The following is a 22,543-nucleotide window of genomic DNA, read 5'->3' on the forward strand; positions in this document are numbered from 1 at the left end:
CACCCGCGCCCGGGCCGGGTGGACGGCCGACGGGGAGATGGTGTTCCTCGGCCGGCTCGACCGGCAGGTGAAGATCCGCGGCTTCCGGATCGAACCGGGGGAGATCGAGGCCGCCCTGCGGGCGCACCCCGCCGTCGACCAGGCCGTCGTCGTGGTCCGGGAGGACGAACCGGGCCGCGAACGCCTGGTCGGCTACGCCACGCCCGCCGACCACGAGCACGCCCCGGATCCGGCGGAGCTGCGCGCGGCACTGGCCGCCGCCCTGCCGGCCCACCTGGTGCCGTCCGCCGTCGTCGTCCTGGCCGCGCTGCCGCTCACCCCGCAGCACAATATCGACCAGCAGGCGCTGCCCGCGCCCGGCCGCCCCGGGGCGGCCGGATCCGTCGCCCCGAGCACCGAGCGCGAACGCGCCCTGGCCGCCATCTGGGCCGAGGTCCTCGGCGTCGACGCGGTGGGCGCGACGGACGACTTCTTCGACCTGGGCGGCGACTCGATCCTCGCCGCCCGGACCTTGGCCCGGGTCGCCGAGCGGCTGGGCGTCCGGCTCACACTCCGGGACGTCTTCACCGCGCGGACGGTCGCCGCCCTGGCCCCGCTGGTGGACGAGCGGCACACCGCCGCGCCGCCGGAGCCGATCCCGCCCGCCCCGCGCGAGGAGCCGCTGCCGCTGTCCAGCGCCCAGCGCCGCCTGTGGTTCCTCGACGACCTCACCGTCGGGGGGACGGAGTACAACACCGGCGTCGCCCTGCGGCTGCACGGAACGACGGACCCGGAGGCCCTGCGCCGGGCCCTCGGCCGGCTCGCCGCCCGTCACGACTCGCTGCGCACCACCTTCGCCACCGTCGACGGGCAGCTCGTGCAGCGCGTCGCGGCGGCGGGCACCCTGCCGCTGCGCACCGCGGACGTCGGCGACCGGCCTGCCGGGGAGCGCGCCGAGGCGGCCGAACGGCTGCTGACCGAGGAGCTGAACCGGCCCTACGACCTGACGGACGGCCCGCTCGCCCGGGCACTGCTGGTCCGCCTCGCCGCCGACGAGCACCTGCTGCTGCTGGCGCAGCACCACATCATCACCGACGGCTGGTCGGTGGGCGTCCTCACCCGCGAACTGGCCGCGCTCTACCGGGCGGAGGTCTCCGGCGAACCGGACGCGCTCGCCGCCCCCGCCCTCCAGTACCCCGACTTCGCGCGCTGGGAGCAGCGCCGGCGGACCGAGGGCGCCGGGGCGGAGGACGCGCCGGACCTCGCCTACTGGAAGCGGAACCTGGCGGAGCTGCAACCCCTGCAACTGCCCACCGACCGGCCCCGGCCCGCCCAGCGCACGACGAACGGCGCGGCGCACCGCCACCGCCTCCCGGCCGAACTGGTGGCCCGGCTGCGGCACCTCGCCGCGGGCCGCGGCACGACGCTGTTCACCCTGTTCGCGGGGGCGTCCGCGCTGCTGTTCTCGCGCTACTCCGGCCAGCGGGACGTGGCGTTCGGCACCGTCACCACCGGGCGCGACCGGCGGGAGCTGGAGGAGGTGACCGGCTTCTTCGTCAACACCGTGGTGCTGCGCGGCGACGTGGACGAGCGGGCCACCGTCGACCGGTTCGTGGAGAGCGTGCGCACCACCCTGCTGGACGCCTTCGCCCACGCGGCGGTGCCCTTCGACCGGGTGGTCGAGGAACTGGCCCCGCCCCGGGACCCGAGCCGCACCCCGCTGGTCCAGGTCATGGTCGTCCAGCAGAGCCCCACCACCCCGCCGCCCGCCGGAGGCCTGCGCTTCGAGGACCACCCGCTGCCCCGCCCGGCCGCCCGGTTCGACCTGGTGCTGGAGTTCACCCCGGAGGACACCGACGGCTGCGCGCTGACGGTGGAGTACAACACGGACCTGTTCGACGCCCGGACCGTGGCCCGGATGGCGCGCCACCTGCACCGCCTGCTGGCGGGCATGGCGGACGGCCCGCAGCGCATCCTCGCCGAACTGCCCATGCTCTCCGAGGAGGAGCAGCGCACGCTGCTCGACTCCTGGAACCCGCCCGCGCACGGCGCCCGCGACCTCCCGGACACCGTGCTGCCCGTGCTGCCCGTGCTGTTCGAGGCGCAGACGGCCCGCGCGCCCGGGCGGACCGCCGTCGGCTGCGGCCCGGTGCGGCGGGACTACGCGGAGGTCAACCGGCGGGCCAACCGCCTCGCCCGGCTGCTGGTCGCCCGGGGCGCGGGCCCCGAGCGGCTGGTCGCGCTGTGCCTGCCGCGCTCCGCCGACCTGCCGTCGGTGCTGTGGGCGGTGCTCAAGTCGGGTGCGGCGTACCTGCCGGTGGACCCGGGCTACCCGGCCGAGCGGATCCGCTTCATGCTGGCGGACGCCGGGCCCGCGCTGGTCCTCGCCACCCGGGAGACGGCGGCCGCGCTGCCCGAGGGGTGGCCCGTCCTGCTGCTGGAGGACGGCGCCGGCCTCGCCCCCGACCCGGCGGGCGCTGATTCGGCGGACGCCGATCTTACGGACGCCGACCGCCTCCGGCCGCTGCTGCCGGAGCACCCCGCCTACGTCATCTACACCTCGGGGTCGACCGGCCGGCCCAAGGGCGTCGTGATCACCCACCGCAGCGTCGTCGCCCTCGCCCGCTGGGCGGCCGAGCGGTTCGGGCCCGGCGGGCTGGACCACGTGCTCGCCGCCACCTCGCTCAACTTCGACGTGTCGGTCTTCGAGCTGCTCTGCCCGCTGCTGGCGGGCGGCAGCGTCGAGGTGGTCGCCGACCTCGCCGCCCTCGCCGAGGAGCCGGCCCCGCGCCGCGTCGGCCTGGTCAGCGGCGTGCCCTCGGTGATCTCCCGACTGCTCGCCGGGGGCGCCGCCCCGGTCGACGCGGGCACCGTCGTGCTGGCCGGCGAGGCCCTCTCCGCCCAGGCGGTGGGCGACCTGCGGCGCGCCCTGCCCGGCAGCGCGATCGCCAACATCTACGGCCCCACCGAGGCCACCGTCTACGCCACCGCCTGGTTCGCCGGTGACCGGCTGCCGGAGCAGGCGCCGCCGATCGGCAGGCCGCTCGCGCTGACCCGGACGTACGTCCTCGACCCCGGGCTGCGCCCGCAACCGCCGGGCGTGGTCGGCGAGTTGTACCTCGGGGGCGGCGGTCTGGCGCGCGGCTACCTGGGCCGCCCCGGGCTCACCGCCGCCCGGTTCGTCGCCGACCCGTACGGCGCGCCGGGGGAGCGGATGTACCGCACCGGAGACCGGGTGCGGTGGAACGCCGACGGCGAGCTGGAGTACCTCGGCCGGATCGACCAGCAGGTCAAGGTGCGCGGCTTCCGGATCGAACTGGGTGAGGTGGAGGAGGCGCTGCGGCGCTGCGAGGGCGTGGCGGAGGCGGCCGCCACCGTCGCCGACGGCGAGGGAAACCGGCGCCTGGTCGGCTACGTGGTCCCCGTCCCGGGCGGCCGGGTGGAGCCCGAGGCCGTACGCCGGGCGCTCGGCCTGGCCCTGCCCGACTACCTGGCGCCCTCGGTCGTCGTGCCGCTGCCCGCGCTGCCGCTCAACCCCAACGGCAAGCTCGACCGGAGCCGGCTGCCCGACCCGGGGCCGGCCGTGCCCGCCGTACGCCACGTCGCGCCCCGAACCCCCGCCGAACAGGCGCTCGCCACCATCTGGGCGGAGGTGCTGCGGCTGGAGCGGGTCGGCGCGGACGACAACTTCTTCGACCTCGGCGGCGACTCCATCCTCGGCATCCAGGTGGTGGCCCGCTCCCGGCAGGTGGGGCTGGCGGTGACCTCCGGGGACCTCTACCGGCACCAGACGGTCGCCGCGCTGGCCCGGTGCGCGGACGACGCCGAACGGCCGGCCGTGACCGCCCGGGTGGCCGCCACCGGGGCGGGCGTCCTGACCCCGATCCAGCGCTGGTGGCTCGACCGGGCCGCCGGGCGCGCCGGGCACTTCAACCAGGCGCTCTCCCTCCTGCTGGGCGCCGACGTGGACCGGGCGGCGCTGGAGGACGCTCTGAACGACGTGGTCGCCCACCACGACGCGCTGCGCTCGGCCTTCACGGCCGAGGCCGGCGAGCCCGACCCCGCGGAGCCCCGCGACGGGGAGCCCCGTAACGGAGAGCCCGGCGGCGTGCGCTGGCGGATCGACGACCGGGCGCCCCGGATCCGCCTGGGCCGGCACACCGGCCCGGACGGCGACACCCCGCACTTCGGCCCCTTCGACCTGGGCGGCGGCGACGGCCCGCTGCTGCGCGCCGTGCTGCACGAGCGCGGTGCGGGGCTGCCGCCGGTCCTGCACCTGGCCGTCCACCACCTGGTCGTCGACGGGGTCTCCTGGCGGGTGCTGGCGGAGGACCTCGACGCGGCCTACCGCGCCCGCCGCGACGGCCGGGACGGGGCGGCGGCCCTGCCGGCGAAGTCCTCGCCGCTGCGGCAGTGGGGGCAGCGGCTCGGCGCGTACGCGGCGGCCGGCGGCTTCGAGGACGAGACGGAGTACTGGGCGCGGGCCGTCCCCGCGCAGGACGGTGACGCCCCGGTGGACCCGTTCCCGGCCGACCTCGCGGGGGCCGACACCCACGCCTCGGCCCGCTCCGTCACCGTGCGCCTCGACGCCGCCGACACCGCCGCCCTCCTGCGGACCCTGCCCGACACCTACCGCACCCAGGCCAACGACGTGCTGCTGAGCGCCCTCGGCCGGGCCCTGTGCGGGGCGAGCGGGCTGGAGCGGGTCGTGGTGGACGTCGAGGGGCACGGGCGCGAGGAGTTGTTCGCCGACCTCGACCTGAGCCGCACGGTCGGCTGGTTCACCACCCGGCACCCCGTGGCGCTGGCCGTGCCCGCCGGGGCCGACTGGGACGGCGTCCTCAAGCGGGTCAAGGAGCAGCTGCGCGCCGTCCCCCGACGGGGCCTCGGTTTCGACGCCCTGCGCCACCTGGGGCGCCCAGGCACGGCCCCCGACGCCCCGGCCGCGCGGATCAGCTTCAACTACCTCGGCCGGATGTCCTTCCCGCAGGACGCGGCCGGGCTCTACCGCGGCACCTTCCGGCCCCTGGAACTGGACGCCGACCCGCACGTCGAGCGCCCGCACGCCCTGGAGGTGGTCGGCCGACTCGACGGCGACGCGCTGGAGTTCAGCTGGTTCTACTCCGGCGCCGTGCACCGGCGCGACACCGTCGAGGCCCTGGCCCGGCACTTCGCCGCCGAGCTGGCCGACCTCGCGCGGTACGCGGCCCGCCCGGGCGCCGCCGGGCGCACCCCGTCCGACTTCCCGCTGGCCCGGCTCGACCAGGCGGCCGTGGACCTGATCACCGACGGCGACCCGGGCGCGGTGGAGGACGTCCTCCCGCTGACGCCGACCCAGTCCGGGATGCTCTTCCACGGCCTCGCCGAGGAGGACAGCGGTGCCTACTTCCAGCAGCTCGACTTCGTCCTGGACGGCGTGCCCGACCCGGGGCGGCTCGCCGCCGCCTGGCAGTGGGTCACCGACCGCACCCCGGTGCTGCGCGCCCACGTCCGCTGGCAGGAGGTGCCCGAGCCGCTGCTGGTGGTGCGGCGGCGGGCGGCCGTGCCGGTCACCCACCTGGACTGGCGCGAGCTGTCCGAGCCCGAGCGCCGGGGCCGGCTGGCCGAGCTCCTGGACCGCGACCGGGCCCGCGGGCTGGACCTGGCCCGGGCCCCGCTCCAGCGGCTGCTGCTCATCCGCCTCTCCGACACCCGGGTGCGCGTGCTGTGGTCCTTCCACCACCTCGTCCTGGACGGCTGGAGCCTCTTCCAGGTGCTGTCCGACGTGTTCGCCGTGCACGCCGCGCTGACCCGCTCCGGGCCGGAGACGGGAGAAGTCCCGTCCGGCACCCTGCCATCCGGCACCGAGTCCTTCGGCACCGTCCCGTACGGCACCGTCCCGTACGGCACCGTCCCGTACGGCACGGTGCCGGAGCGCCGGCCCTACCGCGACTTCGTGGCCTGGCTGTGCGAGCGCGACCCGGCGGAGGCCGAGCGGCACTGGCGCGGGCGCCTGGCCGGGCTGGCCGAGCCGACGCCGCTGCCGTACGACCGCGAGCCGCGCCAGAGCCACCGCGCGGAATCCACCCGGGCCGTGCCGTTCACCCTGCCCGCCGCCGCGACCCGGGCGCTGGAAGGCCTCGCGCGAGGCTCCGGCCTGACCCTGAACACCCTGGTCCAGGGCGCCTGGGCGATCCTGCTGGGCCGTCAGGCGAACCGGGACGAGGTGGTGTTCGGCACCACCTCGTCCGGGCGGCCGCCCGAGCTGCCCGGCGTCGAGACGATGACCGGCCTGTTCATCACCACCCTGCCCACCCGGACGGCCGTGCCCGCCGACGGCACCCTGCTCGACTGGCTCCGCACGCTGCAACGGGAGCAGGGCGAGGACCGGCGCCACGGCTTCGTCCCGCTCACCCGCCTGCGGGCCGCCACCGTCCTCCCCGAGCAGACCGCCCTGTTCGACAGCATCGTCGTCTTCGAGAACTACCCGGTCGAGGACGATGCGGCCGCCGCGCACGGCCTGCGCCTGCGCGACCTGGACGGCATCGAGACCACCAACTACCCGCTCGCCCTGCTGGCCTACCCGGGGCCGGAGCTGGCCCTGCGGCTGTGCTACGACCCGCGGCTGTTCGACGAGGCCACCGTCCGGCGGATGGCCGGGCAGCTCACGGCCGTCCTGACGGGACTGCCCGGGGGCGCCGGGGGCCCGCCCGCGCGCGTGCCGCTGCTGACCGCCGGGGAGCGCCGACGGATCCTCGTCGACTGGAACGCCACCGCCGTCGGACGGACCGAGCGCGACATCGCGGACCTGTTCGCCGAGCAGGTGCGCCGCCGCCCGGACGCCGTCGCCGTGGAGGCGGGCCACGAGCGCCTCGGCTACCGCGACCTCGACGCCCGCGCCGCCGCCCTGGCCGGCCGGCTGGCCGCGCTCGGCGTCGGCGCCGAACGCCCGGTCGGCGTGCTCATGGACCGCTCCGTCGACCTGGTCGTCGCCCAGCTGGCGCTGGTCCGGACCGGCGGGGTCTACGTGCCGCTGGACGGCAGGGCGCCGCGCGAGCGGCTGCACCTGATGCTGGCCGAGGCCGGCGCGGACCTGCTGCTCACCGACGCGCACGGGGACCGGATGGCCCGCGAACTGCGGCCGGACGGGCAAGTGCTTCGCGTCGACGGGCAGACCTTCGCGGCCCGGCCGGGCCCGGCCCCGGCCCCGGCCCCGGCCGCGGCCCCGGCGCTCCACCCCGACAACGTCCAGTACCTGATGTTCACCTCGGGCTCCACCGGCACCCCCAAGGGCGTCGCGGTGCGCCGGCGCGACGTCGCCGCGCTCGCCCTGGACCGTGCCTTCGCCGGCCACGACCGGGTGCTCGTGCACTCCCCGCACGCCTTCGACGCCGCCACCTACGAGCTGTGGGTGCCGCTGCTGCGCGGCGGCACCGCCGTGCTGGCCCCGCCGGAGGACCTGGACGCCGCCGCCGTCCGCCGCGCCGTCACCGAGCAGGGCGTGCAGTGCCTGTGGCTGACCGCCGGCCTGTTCCGGCTCCTCGCCCAGGAGGACCCGGGCTGCCTGCGCGGCGCCCGGGAGGTGTGGACCGGCGGCGAGGCGGTGCCCGGCGCGGTCGTGCGCCGCGTCCTGGAGGCCTGCCCCGACCTCACCGTGGTCGACGGCTACGGCCCGACCGAGACCACCACGTTCGCGACCCGCCGGGCCTTCCGCCCCGGTGACCGGCTGCCCGCCGTGCTGCCGATCGGACGCCCGCTGGACGACACCCGGGTGTACGTGCTGGACGGCGCCCTCCAGCCGCAACCGCCCGGCATCACCGGCGAGTTGTACATCGCCGGCGCCGGCGTCGCGCGCGGCTACGCGGGCCGGCCCGGCGAGACCGCCGCCCGCTACCTCGCCGACCCCTTCGGGCCGCCCGGCGGCCGGATGTACCGCACCGGCGACACCGCCCGGTGGAGCGAGGACGGTGAACTGCACTTCGTGGGCCGCGCGGACGACCAGATCAAGATCCGCGGCTTCCGCATCGAACCCGCCGAGATCGAGGCGCGGCTCACCGCCCACCCGGCCGTCGCCGAGGCCGTCGTCTCGCTCCACGAGGACGCGGGGCGCAAGCGGCTGGCCGCCCACCTGGTGCCGGCCGGCGGCGCCGAGCCGCCCTCCGCCACGGCGCTGCGCGCCCACCTGGCGGCCGACCTGCCCGACTACATGCTGCCCGCGGCCTTCGTCACGGTCTCCGAACTGCCGCTGACCGCCAACGGCAAGGTGGACCGCCGGCGGCTGCCCGCCCCCGACTGGTCGGCGGCGGGCGACCGCGCCCACCGCGCCCCGAGCACCGACACCGAACGCGTCCTCACCGCGATCTGGGCGGAGCTGCTCGGCGTGGAGCGGGTCGGGGTCGACGACGACTTCTTCCTGCTCGGCGGCGACTCGATCCTGAGCATCCAGGTCGTCTCCCGCGCCCGCGCCGCCGGTCTCGCGCTGTCCCCCCGCGACCTGTTCCGGCACCCCACCGTCGCCGCGCTGGCCGCCGTCGCCGGCACCGCCGCCACCGTCGCCGGGACCGAACCCGTCAGCGGCGAGGTGGGCCTGACGCCCATCCAGCACTGGTTCCTCGACCCGCACCCGCCGTACGCCGCGTCCTTCGACCAGTCCGTCGTGGTGGAGGCGCCCGGCGAGGTCGACCCGCAGGCCCTGCGCCGCGCCCTGACCGCCCTGTGGGCCCACCACGACGCCCTGCGCTCCCGCTTCACCACCGGGACGGACGGCGCCTGGCAGCAGCACTGCGCCCCCGCGGACGCCGCCGCGCCCGAGCTGCTGGAGGTCGTCGACCTCGGCGCCCTGGACCGGGCGGCGGCCGAGGCCGCCGAGGCCCGGGCCACCGAGGCCGCGCACGCCGCGTTCCGGCTGGACACCCTCCCGCTGCTCACCGCCCGCCTGTTCACCACCGACGGCACCCGGCCCGCCCGGCTGCTGCTGGCCGTCCACCACCTGGTCGTCGACGGCGTCTCCTGGCGGATCCTGCTGGAGGACCTGGAGACCGCCTACCGGCAGGCCGTGGAGGGCCGGCCGCTGCGCCTGCCCGCCCGCACCACCTCCGTGCGGGAGTGGACCCGCCGCCTGCGCGAGCACACCGCGGCCGGCGGCTTCGCGGGCCGGCACGCCCACTGGGCGGCGGCCGCCCGGCACTGCGCGGCCGCGCTGCCGGTGGACGGCGACGGCGGCAACACCGCCGCCGACCTGCGCGCCGTCACCGTCCGGCTGGACCGCGAGCGCACCGGGCGCCTGCTGCGCAAGGTCCCCGGGGTCTACCGCACCCGGATCGACGACGTCCTGCTCACGGCCCTGGGCCGGGTGCTCGCCGAGTGGACCGGGCGGAGCACCGTCGCGATCGGCTTGGAGGGGCACGGCCGCGAGGACCAGCTGTTCGAGGACGTCGACCTGTCCCGCACGGTCGGCTGGTTCACCTCGCTCTTCCCCGTCGCCCTCGACGTCCCGGACGGGGACTGGGGCACCGCGCTGAAGGCCGTCAAGGAGCAGCTGCGGGCGGTGCCGGAGCGCGGCCTCGGCTACGGCGCGCTGCGCCACCTCGCCCGGGACGAAGAGCTCGCCGACGCCCCGGCCCCCGGGATCAGCTTCAACTACCTGGGCCGCTTCGACTGGTCCGCCGACGGCGCCGCCCTGGTGCGCGCCGTCCCCGGCGGCCTCGGCGGCACGGAGGCGCCCGGCACCGAGCGCCCGCACCTGCTGGACGTCGTCGCCCGGGTCGAGGACGACCGGCTGGAGATCGGCTGGTACTACAGCGCCGGCCGGCACCACGAACGGACCGTCACCGCGCTCGCGGACGCCATGCTGCGCGCCCTGGAGGACCTCGTCGCCCACTGCGCCGAGCCCGGCGCCGGCGGCCGCACCCCCGCCGACTTCCCGCTGGCACGGCTGGACCAGGCGGCGGTGGACCGGATCGCCGGGGACGGCCGCTCCGTCGCGGACGTGTACCCGCTGACGGCGATGCAGGCGGGCATGCTCTTCCACAGCCTGCTGGACCCGGACGCCCACACCTACGTCAACCAGGTCCAGCTGGTCCTCTCCGGGGTCACCGACCCGCACGCCCTGGCCGCCGCCTGGCAGCAGACCGTGGACGCCAACGCGGTGCTGCGCACCCGGCTCGCCTGGCAGGACACCGCCGAGCCGCTCCAGGTCGTGCAGCACCGGGCCGCCGTCCCGGTGACCCACCACGACTGGACGGGCCGCCCGGCCGACCGGGTCGAGCGGGACACCGCCCGGCTGCTCGCCGAGGACCGCGCGGCCGGCCTCGACCTGGCCGCCGCGCCGCTGATGCGGCTGTCCCTGGTCCGGCTGTCGCCGACCCGGGTGCGGGTGGTGTGGACCTTCCACCACGTCCTGCTCGACGGGTGGAGCGCGGCCCAGGTCTTCGACGAGGTGTGCGAGCGCTACGCCGCCCTGGCCGCCGGGCGCCGGCCGAACCCGGTCGTGCGCGCCCCCTTCGCCGACTACCTGCGCTGGCTGTCCGGGCAGGACCCGGCGCGGGTCGAGCGGTACTGGCGCGACACCCTGGCCGGGTTCCCCGCCCCCACCGAACTGCCCCGCGACCGGCGCCCGGCCGAGGCGCACCGCGCGTCGTCATCGGCATCGGTGCGGGTGACCCTCGACAACGACCTGTCGGAGCGGCTGCGGACCACCGCCCGGCAGGCCGGGCTGACCGTCAACACCGTGCTCCAGGGCGCCTGGGCGCTGCTGCTCTCCCGCTACGGCGGCGGGGACGACGTGGTCTTCGGCACGATCGTCTCCGGCCGGCCCGCCGAACTCCCGGGCGTCACCTCGATGGTGGGGCTGTTCATCAACGCCCTGCCCACCCGGGTGCGGATCGACGCCGGCCGCTCGCTGCTGGAGTGGCTGCGGGAGCTCCAGGACGCCCAGTCGGAGGCCCGCCGGTACGACGCCGTCTCCCTGGCGCAGCTCCAGAACTGGAGCGAACTGCCGGGCGGCACCGCCCTGTTCGACAGCATCGTGGTCTTCGAGAACTACCCGTTCGACGCGCAGGCGCTGACCCGGCACGGCCTGGGCGTCGAGACCGAGCACGTCCTGGAGCCGACCAACTACCCGCTCGGCGTGGTGGTCGCCCCCGGCGACGCCATCGCGGTCAGCCTCGACCACGACCCGGCCGTCTTCGACACCGCCACCGTCGAGGCGCTCGGGGCGGGCCTGCACACCCTGCTGACGGCGATGGCGGCCGGCCTCGACCGGCCGACGGCGCAGCTGCCGCTGCTCGACCCGCCGCGGGGGCGCGAACTCGTCGACCGCTTCGGCGGGGCGGTGGTCGAGGCACCGCAGGACACCGTGCCCGAGGCCTTCGCCCGGCAGGCCGCCCGCACGCCCGACGCCCCGGCCGTCCGCTGCGGCGACGTGCTGCTGACCTACCGGGAGCTCGACGAACGGGCCAACCGGCTGGCCCGGCTGCTGATCGCGGCCGGCGCCGGGCCCGAGCGGTTCGTCGCGCTCGCGTTGCCCCGCACCGCCGACCTGGCCGTGGCGCTGCTGGCGGTGCTCAGGAGCGGCGCCGCCTACCTGCCGGTCGACCCCGGGTACCCGGTGGAGCGGATCGCGTTCCTCTTCGCGGACGTCCGCCCCGACGCCGTGGTCACCGACACGCAGACCGGAGGGCGGCTGCCGGCGGGCCCGTTCACCCGGATCGTGCTCGACGACCCCGGGTGCGCCGGACGGCTCGCCGCCGCCCGCCCCGACACCGTGCGCGACGACGAACGGCTCGGCGCCCTGCTGCCGCAGCACCCCGCGTACGTCATCCACACCTCCGGCTCGACCGGCCGCCCCAAGGGCGTCGTGGTCGCCCACGCCTCGGTGCTGGCCCTGACCGACTGGGCCGCCGCCGAGTTCGCCGACCACGGCCTGGCCCACGTGGTGGCCGCCACCTCGCTCAACTTCGACGTGTCGGTGTTCGAGATCTTCTCGCCCCTGCTCGCCGGCGGCTGCGTGGAGCTCGTCCGGGACCTGCTGGCCCTGGCCGAGCGCCCCGGGCCGTGGCGGGCCGGCCTGCTCAGCGCGGTGCCCTCCGCCCTGGGCGGCCTCCTCGCGGAGGACGCCGTGCACCTCGGCGCGGACACCGTCGTCCTGGCCGGCGAGGCCCTGCCCGCCCGGACCGTGCGCCGGCTGCGCGAGGCCGTCCCCGGCTGCCGGGTGCTGAACATCTACGGCCCCACCGAGGCCACCGTCTACGCCACCGCCTTCGCCTGCGACCCCGCCGACCCCGACCGGGACCCGCCGATCGGCCGCCCGGTCGGCGGCGCCCGGGCCTACGTCCTGGACGACCGGCTGCGCCCGGTGCCCGTCGGCGCGCCGGGGGAGCTGTACCTGGCCGGCACCGGCGTCGCCCGCGGCTACCTGCGCCGCCCGGGCCTGACCGCCGCCCGGTTCCTGCCCGACCCCTTCGGCCCGCCCGGGCGCCGGATGTACCGCACCGGGGACCTGGTGCGCTGGACGGCCGACGGCGACCTCGGCTACCTCGGCCGCGCGGACGACCAGGTCAAGGTGCGCGGCTTCCGGATCGAACTCGGCGAGGTCGAGGCCGCCCTGGCCCGCCACCCGCAGGTGTCGGCCGCCGCCGCCCGGGTCGTCGACCACGACGGCCACCGGCGCCTGGTGGGCTACGCGGTGGCCCGCGACGGCGCACTGCCCGACCCCGTCGAGTGGCGCGCCTTCCTCGGGAGCACCCTCCCCGACCACCTGGTGCCCGCGCTGGTGGTGCCGCTGGAGCGGCTGCCGCTCGGCGCCACCGGCAAACTCGACCGCCGCGCGCTGCCCGCCCCGGTGTGGGCCACCCCGGCCGCACGCGGCGACCGACCGCCGCGCACCGCGACCGAACGCACCCTCGCCGCGATCTGGCGCGAGGTGCTCGGCGTGCCCGAGGTGGGCGCGGACGACAACTACTTCGCGCTCGGCGGCGACTCGATCCTGGGCATCCAGATCGTCTCCGCGGCCCGCCGGGCCGGCCTCGCGCTCACCCCCCGGCACCTGTTCGCCCACCAGACCCTGGCCGAACTCGCCCTCGCCGCCGAAGAGTCGCCGAGCCCGGCGGTCGCCGCCGAACAGGGCGCCGTGGTCGGCGACGCCCCGCTCACCCCCGTTCAGCACTGGCTGCTGGACACCCTCGGCGGGGACACCGCCCAGTTCACCCAGTCGGTCTCCTTCACCCTCGCCCCCGACACCGAGGAGCCCCTGCTGCGGGCCGCGCTCGCCGCCGTCCTGGACCGCCACGACGCGCTGCGCCTGCGGTTCCAGCCGCTCGGCGACGGGCGGTGGCGCCAGCACGGCACCGCGCCCGGCGACCTGCCGGAGCTGCGCACGCATCAACTGCCCGCCGCCCCGGCGCAGGAGCGCGAGGCGACGCTGCGCGAGCTGGGCGAGCGCCTGGCCGCAGGCTTCGACCTGGCCGAAGGGCCGCTGCTGCGGGCCGCGCTGTGCCGCTTCGACGGCGAGCGGCGCCCCGTCCTGCTGCTGGCCGCGCACCACCTGGTGGTCGACGCGGTGTCCTGGCGCGTCCTCCTGGAGGACCTGGACACCGCCCACCGCGCGCTGAGCGCGGGCGGGCGGCCCGACCTCGGCCCCAAGACCACCTCCTTCCGGGCCTGGGCCGAACGGCTCGCCGAGCACACCGCGGCCGGCGGCTTCGACGACGAGCACGCCCACTGGTACGGCCTGGAGCACGGCGCCGCGACCGCCCTGCCGACCGACCTCGACGGCGCCAACACGGCCGCCACCGAGGAGTCGCTGGACCTCGCCCTCGACGCCGAGGACACCCGCCGGCTGCTCCAGGACGTCCCGGAGGTCTACCGCACCCGGGTCAACGACGTCCTGCTCTGCGCCCTGGGCCGGGTGCTGGCCCGCTGGACCGGCCGGGACCGGGTGACGGTCACCCTGGAGGGCCACGGCCGCGAGGAACTGTTCGACGGGGTCGACCTCTCCCGGACCGTCGGCTGGTTCACCACGCTGTACCCGGTGGCCCTGGACGTGCCCCGGGACGCCGACACCGGCACCGCCCTGAAGACCGTCAAGGAGAACCTGCGCGCCGTACCGCGCGGCGGGCTCGGCTACGGCGCCCTGCGCCACCTGCGGCCCGCCGCCGACCCCCGGCTGCCCGACCCGCCACGGCGGCTGCCCGACCTGCCGCAGATCGGCTTCAACTACCTGGGCCGGCAGGACCGGACCCTTACCCCCGGCGGCCTGCTGCACGCCCCGGCCGGCCCGCTCACCGGCGGCATGGACCGGGCCGCGGACCGTCCGCACCTGCTGGACGTGCTCGGCCGGGTGAGCGACGGGAAGCTGGCGTTCACCTGGTCGTACTCCCGCGCGGTGCACCACCGCGCCACCGTCGCCCGGCTCGCCGCCGAACTGCTGGACGAGCTGCGGGAGATCGTCCGCCACTGCGCCCAACCCGGCGCGGGCGGACGCACCCCCGCCGACTACCCGCTGGCCGCCCTGGACCAGGCCGCCGTCGACCGACTGGCCGGCACCGGACGGGACGTGACGGAGATCCAGCCGCTCACCCCCACCCAGACCGGCATGGTGCTGCACGGCCTGGACGAGGCCGAACACGGCCTGTACGTCGAGCAGATCACCTTCGTGCTGGACGGCGCCCGCGACCTGCGGCCGCTGGCCGCCGCCTGGCAGCACGTCGTCGACCGCACTCCCGTGCTGCGCACCGCCGTCGTCCTGCGCGACGTGCCCGTACCCCTCCAGGTGGTCCACCGGGACGTGACGCTGCCGGTCACCGAACACGACTGGAGCGCACTGCCGGAAGCCGAGCGCGAAGCCCGCCTGGAGCGGCTGCTCGCCGACCAGCGGGCCCGCCCGCCGGCCCTGGACCGGGCCCCGCTGCTGCGGCTCGACCTGATCCGGCTCGGCCCGGACGCGGCGCGCGTGGTGTGGACCTTCCACCACGTGCTGCTCGACGGGTGGAGCGTCTTCCACGTCCTGTCCGACGTCCTGGCCGCCCACGCCGCGCTCGCCCGCGGCGACCGGCCGGGCCTGCCCGAGCGCCGGCCCTTCGCGGACTACGTCGGCTGGCTCGCCGCCCGCGACACCGCCGCCGCCGCGGAGCACTGGCGCGGCGTCCTGGCGGACCTCACCACCACCGCGCTGCCCTACGACCGCAGGCCCGCCCAGGGCGACACGGCCCGCTCCGGCGCCTGGCTCTCGCACCGCCTGGCCGAGGCCGAGACGGACCGGCTCCAGGAGTTCGCCCGCCGGCACCGCCTCACCCTCAACACCCTGGTGCAGGGCGCCTGGGCGCTGCTGCTGTCGCGGTGGAGCGGGGAGCAGCGGGTGTGCTTCGGCACCACCGTCTCCGGGCGCCCGGCCGACCTGGCCGGCTCCGACGCCATCGTCGGCCTGTTCATCACCACCCTGCCCGCCCGCGTCACCGTCGACGGCGCCCAGCCCTGTGCCGCCTGGCTGCGCGCGCTCCAGGAGGAGCAGGCCGAGGACCGCCGCTTCGACCACCTGCCGCTGGCCGCGATGCACGGCCTGAGCGGGCTGGCGCCCGGGACGGCGCTGTTCGACAGCCTGGTGGTCTTCGAGAACTACCCGGTCGGCGACGCGACGGCCGGCGCCCACGGCCTGCTGATCCGCGAACTGGACGCCAGGGAGGCCACCAACTACCCGCTCACCGTGGTCGTCTCGCCCGGCGACCGGCTCGCCGTCGAACTCGGCCACGACCCCCGGTACATCGACCGGGACACTGCGGAGAAACTGGCCGCCCAACTGCTGCACACCCTCGCCGCGCTGGCCGGCTCGGACGGCGCCGCCCGCCTGGACGACCTCGACCTGCTGCCGCCCGGGGAACGCGAGCGGCTGCTGCGCGGCCCGGCCCGCCCGGCGGGCGGCCCGGTGCCCCCGGCGGCCCTGCCCGCCCTGGTCGAGGCCGCCGTGGACCGCCGGCCGCACGCCCCGGCGCTGAGCGCCCCCGGACTGGAGCTGACCTTCGCCGAGGCCGAGGCGCACGCCAACCGCCTGGCGCACCGGCTCATCGCGCGCGGCGCCGGCCCCGGCGAGGTGGTCGCCCTCCTGCTGCCGCGCTCGGCGGACATGGTGCTCGCCCAGCTGGCGGTGGCGAAGACCGGCGCCGCGTTCCTGCCGGTCGACCCCCACTACCCCGACGAGCGCGTCGAGTTCATGCTGCGCGACGCGGCGCCCGCGCTCACCCTGGACGCCAAGGAGGTCGCGGCGCTGCTGGCCGCCCCGCCGGACGGCGCCCCCGGCCACCGCCCCGCCGACCCCGACCGGCTCCGCCCGCTCGACCTGGACGACCCCGCCTACGTCATCTACACCTCCGGCTCCACCGGCACCCCGAAGGGCGTCGTCCTCACCCACCGCGGGCTGGCCGCCTTCGCCGCCGCCGAGGCCGAGCACTACCAAGTCGCCCCGGGGGACCGGGTGCTGGCCTTCGCCACCCCCAGCTTCGACGCCTCCGTGCTCGAACTGTGCATGTCCCTGCCGCACGGCGCCCGGCTGGTGGTGCCCGCACCCGGGCCGCTGCTCGGCGCCCAACTGGCCGAGGTGCTCCGGACGGAGGCGATCACCCACACCCTGCTGCCGCCGGCCGCCCTCGCCACCCTGCCCGCCGACACCCCCGGCACGCTGCCCGCGCTCAGGACCCTGGTGGTCGGCGCCGACGCGTGCGGCGCCGACCTGGTGGCCCGCTGGGCCCCGCACCACCGCATGGTCAACTCCTACGGCCCCACCGAGGCCACCGTGGTCGCCGCCTGGTCCGCGCCGCTGGCCCCGGACGGCGCCGCGCCGCCGATCGGCCGCCCGCTGCCAGGCACCGGCGCCTATGTCCTGGACGCCCGGCTGCGGCCGGTGCCCGACGGCGTCACCGGCGAACTGTGGCTGAGCGGACCGGCCCTGGCCCGCGGCTACCTCGGCAGGCCGGGCCTGACCGCCGCCCGCTTCACCGCCGACCCGTACGGGCCGCCCGGCACCCGGATGTACCGCACCGGCGACCTGGTGCGCCGCGACCACCGGGGCGAACTGCACTACCTGGGCCGCACCGACCACCAGCTCAAGCTGCGCGGCCACCGCATCGAGGCGGGCGAGGTCGAGGCCGTCCTGGTGCGCCACCCGGCCGTGCTGGACGCCGTGGTGACGGTGCGGGAGGACGAGCCCGGGCTGCCCCGCCTGGTCGCGCACCTGCTCGCGGCCCCCGGCGCCGAACCGCCGACCGGCGCCGAACTGCGCGCCCTGGCCGCCCGCTCCCTGCCCGGCCACCTCGTCCCCTCGGCCTTCGCCGTCCTCGACCGCTTCCCGCTCACCGCGAGCGGCAAGACCGACCGCGCCGCGCTGCCCGCCCCCGCACCCGAGGAGGAGCAGCGGCCCGGCCGGCTGGCGCCCCGCACGCCCACCGAGGAGGCCGTGGCCGAGATCTGGGCCGAGACCCTGCGGACGGCCGTGGGCGTGACGGACGACTTCTTCCAACTGGGCGGCGACTCCATGCGGGCCCTGCTGATCGCCTCCCGCGCCAACGATGCCTTCGGTGTCACGCTCACCCCCCGCGACGTCCTGGTCTCCCGCACCGTGGCCGCCCTGGCGGAGCTGGTGGAGGACCAGGTGCTGAGCGAACTCGAGGACGCCGTGTCCGGCGGCCCGGACGATGACGAACGATGACGAACGGTGAGGATCCGACGACCATGACGCCTTCGAAGCGAGACCGCGCCGAGGCCCTGCCCGCCGACCTGCGCGAAGCGCTGCGCCTGCGGCTGGCCGGGCGCTCCGGCGGCGCCCGGGCCGCCGCCGACCGGTCCATCCCGCAAGCCGACCGCAGCCGGCCGCTGCCGCCCTCCTTCGTCCAGCAGCGCCTGTGGTTCCTGGACCGGCTGCGCCCCGGCGACCCCCGCTACAACAGCGCGGTCGCCGTACGGTTCACCGGCCCGCTGGACCGCGCGGCGCTCGCCGGGGCGCTGGCCGCCGTCGTGGCCCGCCACGAGGGGCTGCGGACCACCTTCGACGAGGCCGACGGCCGCCCGGTGCAGACCGTGCGGCCGGCCGGTCCGGTGCCGCTGCCCGTCCGGGAGCCGGCCGACGGGGAGAGCCTCGACGCGATCCTGCTCCAGGAGTACTCCCGCCCCTTCGACCTCCGGCAGGGGCCGCTGCTGCGCGCCCTGCTGGTGCGCGAGTCGGACCGCTCGCACGTCCTGCAGGTGACGGCGCACCACATCGTCACCGACGGCTGGTCGATGGGCGTCGTCCTGGACGAGCTGTGCACCGGCTACGAGGCCCTGGCCCGCGGCGCCGCCCCGGACCTGCCCCCGGTGGCCGTCCAGTACCCGGACTTCGCGGTGTGGCAGCGCGAACAGCTCTCCGGAGCCCGGCTGGAGGGCCAACTGGCCCACTGGAAGGCGAAACTGGCCGGTGCGGTGCCGCCGGAACTGCCGCTGGACCACCCGCGGCGCGGCGAGGAGGCCGGCCCCGGCGCCGTCCACGCCTTCACCGTCCCCGCGCCGCTCACCGCCCGGCTGCGCGAGCTCGCGGCCGAGCGGCACGGCACCCTGCACACCGCCCTGGTCGCCGCCACCCAGGCGCTGCTGGCCCGCTGGTCCGGCCAGCAGGACGTCACCGTCGGCTCCCTGACGCCCGGGCGCTCCCGCACCGAGCTGGAACGGGTCGTCGGCTGCTTCGTCAACACCGTCGTCCTGCGCACCCGGGTGGAGCCCGCCGGATCCTTCCGCGACCTGCTCGCGGCCGCCACCGAGACCGGCAACGACGCGCTCGCGCACGGCGACACGCCCTTCGAACGGCTCGTCGAGGCGGTCGGCGCGCCCCGCCAGGCGGGCCGCAACCCGCTGTTCGACGTGCTGGTCCTGCTGCACCCCGCGCCGCCCGAGGCCACCACCCCGCACGGGCCGGCAGCCGCCCCGGTCGCCGTGCCCCGGCAGGCCGCCACCTTCGACCTCAGCGTCGAGTTCGTCCCGGACGGCGAGGCGCTCACCGGCCTGCTGGAGTACCGCGCCGACCTCTTCGACGCGCCCACCGCCCGCCGGATGGCCGACCAGCTCCTGCTGCTGCTGGCCGGCGCCGCCGCCGAACCCGACCGCCCGCTCGGCACCCTGCCGCTGCTCTCACCCCGGGAGACCAGGCAGGTCACCCGGGACTGGAACGCCACCGCGCTGCCCGTCGAGGACACCGGCTACCCCGAGCTGTTCGAGCGCAGGGCCGCCCTGACCCCGCACGCCCCGGCCCTGGTCGCCGGAGCCGAGCAGCTCGACTACGCGACCCTCAACACCCGCGCCAACCGGCTCGCCCACCAGCTCATCGCCCGCGGCGCCGGCCCCGAACGGCTGGTCGCGCTGCGGCTGCCGCGCACCGCCGACATGATCGTGGCGATCCTCGCCGTCTGGAAGGCCGGCGCCGGCTACCTGCCCCTGGACCCGGCCCTGCCGGCCGAGCGCCTGCGCTACCTGCTCGACGACGCCCGCCCGGCCCTGGTCCTGGACGAGCAGACGCTCCGGGCAATGCCCGACACCGGCCCGGACACCGACCCCGGCGACGCCGACCGGACCGCCCCGCTGCACCCCGCCAACACCGCGTACGTGCTCTACACCTCCGGCTCCACCGGCCGCCCCAAGGGCGTCGCCGTCCCGCACCGCGCGGTGGTGAACCTGCTCGCCGCCCACCGGGCGGGCTTCGTCGCCGACGCGGGCGGCGGGCCGCTGCGCGTGGCGCTGACCGCCTCGTTCTCCTTCGACACCTCCCTGGAGGGCGTGCTGCTGATAGCCGACGGCCACCCGCTGCACCTGGTCGACGAGACCACCAGGATGGACCCGGCCGCCCTGGTCGAGTACGTCGTGCGCCACCGCGTCGACTTCCTCGACCTGACGCCCTCCTACCTGCGCCAACTGCTGCCCGCCGGACTGCTCGACGACCCGCGCCACCGCCCCCGGGTGCTGATGCTCGGCGGCGAGGCCGTCGGGCCCCGGCTCTGGCGCGAACTCGCCGGGCACCCGGACGTCGCCGCCTACAACTACTACGGCCCCACCGAGTGCACCGTCGACGCGCTCGCCTGCCGCATCGCGGGCGGTGACCGGCCGCTGGTGGGCCGCCCGCTGCCCAACCTGCGGGCCTACGTCCTCGACGACCGGCTCCAGCCGGTGCCGCCCGGGGTGAGCGGCGAACTCCACCTCGCCGGCGAGCAGGTCGCCCGCGGCTACGCCGGCCGCCCGGGGCTGACCGCCGCCCGCTTCACCGCCGACCCGTACGGGCCGCCCGGCGCCCGGATGTACCGCACCGGCGACCTGGCCCGCTGGACGGCCGACGGGAGCCTGGAGTACCTCGGGCGCGCCGACGACCAGGTCAAGGTGCGCGGCCACCGGATCGAACCCGGCGAGATCGAGGCGGCGCTGCTCGACCTGCCGCAGGTCGCCGCGGCCGCGGTCGCCGCCGTGCCCGACGCGCGCGGCCACACCCGGCTCGCGGCCTACCTGGTCTTCGCCGACGGCGCGGCCCGCCCGTCCGCCGACCTGCGCGCCGCCCTGCGGCGGGTGCTGCCGGACCACCTGGTGCCGTCCTCGTTCACCGCGCTCGACACCCTGCCGCTCACCACCAGCGGGAAGCTGGACCGCCGCGCACTGCCCGCCCCCGACCCCGAAGGCGAAGGGCGGGAAGGGGAGTTCGTGGCTCCGCGCACCCCCGAGGAGGAGACCCTCGCCGGGATCTGGGCCGAGGTGCTGGGCGTGGTACGGGTCGGCGTCACCGACAACTTCTTCGAGCTCGGCGGCGACTCGATCCTGAGCATCCAGGCCGTCTCCCGGGCCCGCGCCGCCGGCCTGCGGATCGGCTCCCAGGACGTCTTCCGCCACCAGACCGTCGCCGACCTGGTCGCCGCCGCCCGCCCGGCCGCCGCCCCGGCCCCCCGGCCGCGCCGCGCGGACGGACCGGCCCCGCTCACCCCGGTCCAGGAGTGGTTCTTCGCCGCCCACGGCCCGCTGCGCCACTTCACCATGTCGATGCTGCTCGACCTGCCGCGCGACCTCGACGAGCCGGCCCTGGACCAGGCGCTGCGGGCGGTCCTGGCCGCCCACCCGGCGCTGCGCACCCGCTTCACCCGCGCCGGGGGCACCTGGCGCCAGGAGCCGGTCGCGGACCCGGGCACCGGGCTGCTGACCAGACTCGACCCGCCCGCCCCCGGCGCCGACACCGGCCCTGAAGCAGCACGGGCCGAGGCCGCCGACGCCGCCCGCGCCGCCCTGGACCCGGCCACCGGCACCCTGCTGCGCGCCGTCCTGTTCCGGGCCCGCGGCGACGCCCGGCCCCAACTCGTCCTGACCGCCCACCACCTGGCCGTCGACGGCGTCTCCTGGCGGGTGCTGCTCGCCGACCTGGAACAGGCCTACCGGCAGGCGGCGGCCGGGGACGCCCCGCACCTGGAGCCCGAGCCCACCCCGTTCACCGACTGGGCCCACCACCTCGCCGAACTGGTCCGGGCCGGAGGCCTCGACGACGACCTGCCCTACTGGAGCGCCGAGACCAGGGCCCCGGCCGCCCCGCTGCCCGTCGACCACCCCGGCACCCCCACGGCCGGCTCCGTGCGCACCCTGCGCACCCGGCTCGACCGCGTCACCACCGAGGCCCTACTGCGCAGCGTCCCCGAGGCCTACCGGACCCAGGTCAACGACGTGCTGCTCAGCGCGCTGGGCCGGGCCCTCGCCGACTGGACGGGCACCGAGCGGGTGACCATCGCCCTGGAGGGCCACGGCCGCGAGGAGCTCGTCGACGGCGTCGACCTCTCCCGGACGGTCGGCTGGTTCACCACCCAGTACCCCGTCACCCTCGCCCCGGCCGGCCCGGCCGGCGCCCCGGACTGGGCCGCCACCCTCAAGCAGGTCAAGGAGCAGCTGCGCGCCGTACCCCGCCGGGGCCTGAGCTACGAGGCCCTGGCCCGGCTCGGCCCGCCCGCCGCCGGCGCCCTGAAGGGCCGTCCGCTGCCGCAGGTCTGCTTCACCTACCATGGCCAGTGGACCGCCCCCGGGACCGGCGACTTCGCGCCCGCCGGCCAGGCGCCGGGCCGGGAGCTCGCCGCCGACGAGCCCCTGGACCACCTGCTCGACGTCTCCGCCGTCGTCGCCGACGGCGAACTGGAGCTCACCTGGCACTACAGCGACCAGGCGCACGAGACGGCCACCGTCCGCGCACTGGCGCAGGCCACGGCCGCGGCACTGACCGGCATCGTCGAGCACTGCGCCCGCCCCGACGCCAGCGGCCGCACCCCCTCCGACTACCCGCTGGCCGGACTGGACCAGGCCGGGGTGGACCGGATCGCCGGAGCCGGGCGGGACGTCGAGGACCTGCTGCCGCTCACCCCGCTCCAGGAGGGCATGCTCTTCCACCGCCTGGTCGGCGGCCCCGACGACGTCTACGTGGACCAGGCCGGCCTGCTGCTGGAGGGCGTGGGGGGGGCCCCCCCCCCCCCGCGGGCGGAGCGCGGGGGCCCGCCCCCGCCCCCGCGGACTTCGGCAGGGGGGGGTGTCGGGGTTGCGCCCCCCCCCCCGACGGTGGGGGGCG

1 protein-coding gene and 1 pseudogene are annotated in these 22,543 nt (G+C 77.3%); both read left to right on the forward strand.

Going from position 1 to position 22,543, the window contains the following annotated elements; translation table 11 throughout:
- Positions 1-19: 19 nt before the first annotated feature.
- Positions 20-17,653, forward strand: a pseudogene (locus tag ACFV6I_RS14245) (non-ribosomal peptide synthase/polyketide synthase); the annotation flags it as partial.
- Positions 17,654-17,676: 23 nt separating this feature from the next.
- Positions 17,677-22,543 (forward strand): amino acid adenylation domain-containing protein (locus ACFV6I_RS14250; protein ID WP_380425357.1); only part of this gene is annotated, 4,867 nt, incomplete at its 3' end.

Origin of the sequence: Kitasatospora sp. NPDC059803 (assembly GCF_042732255.1) — a bacterium.
GTDB lineage: Bacteria > Actinomycetota > Actinomycetes > Streptomycetales > Streptomycetaceae > Kitasatospora.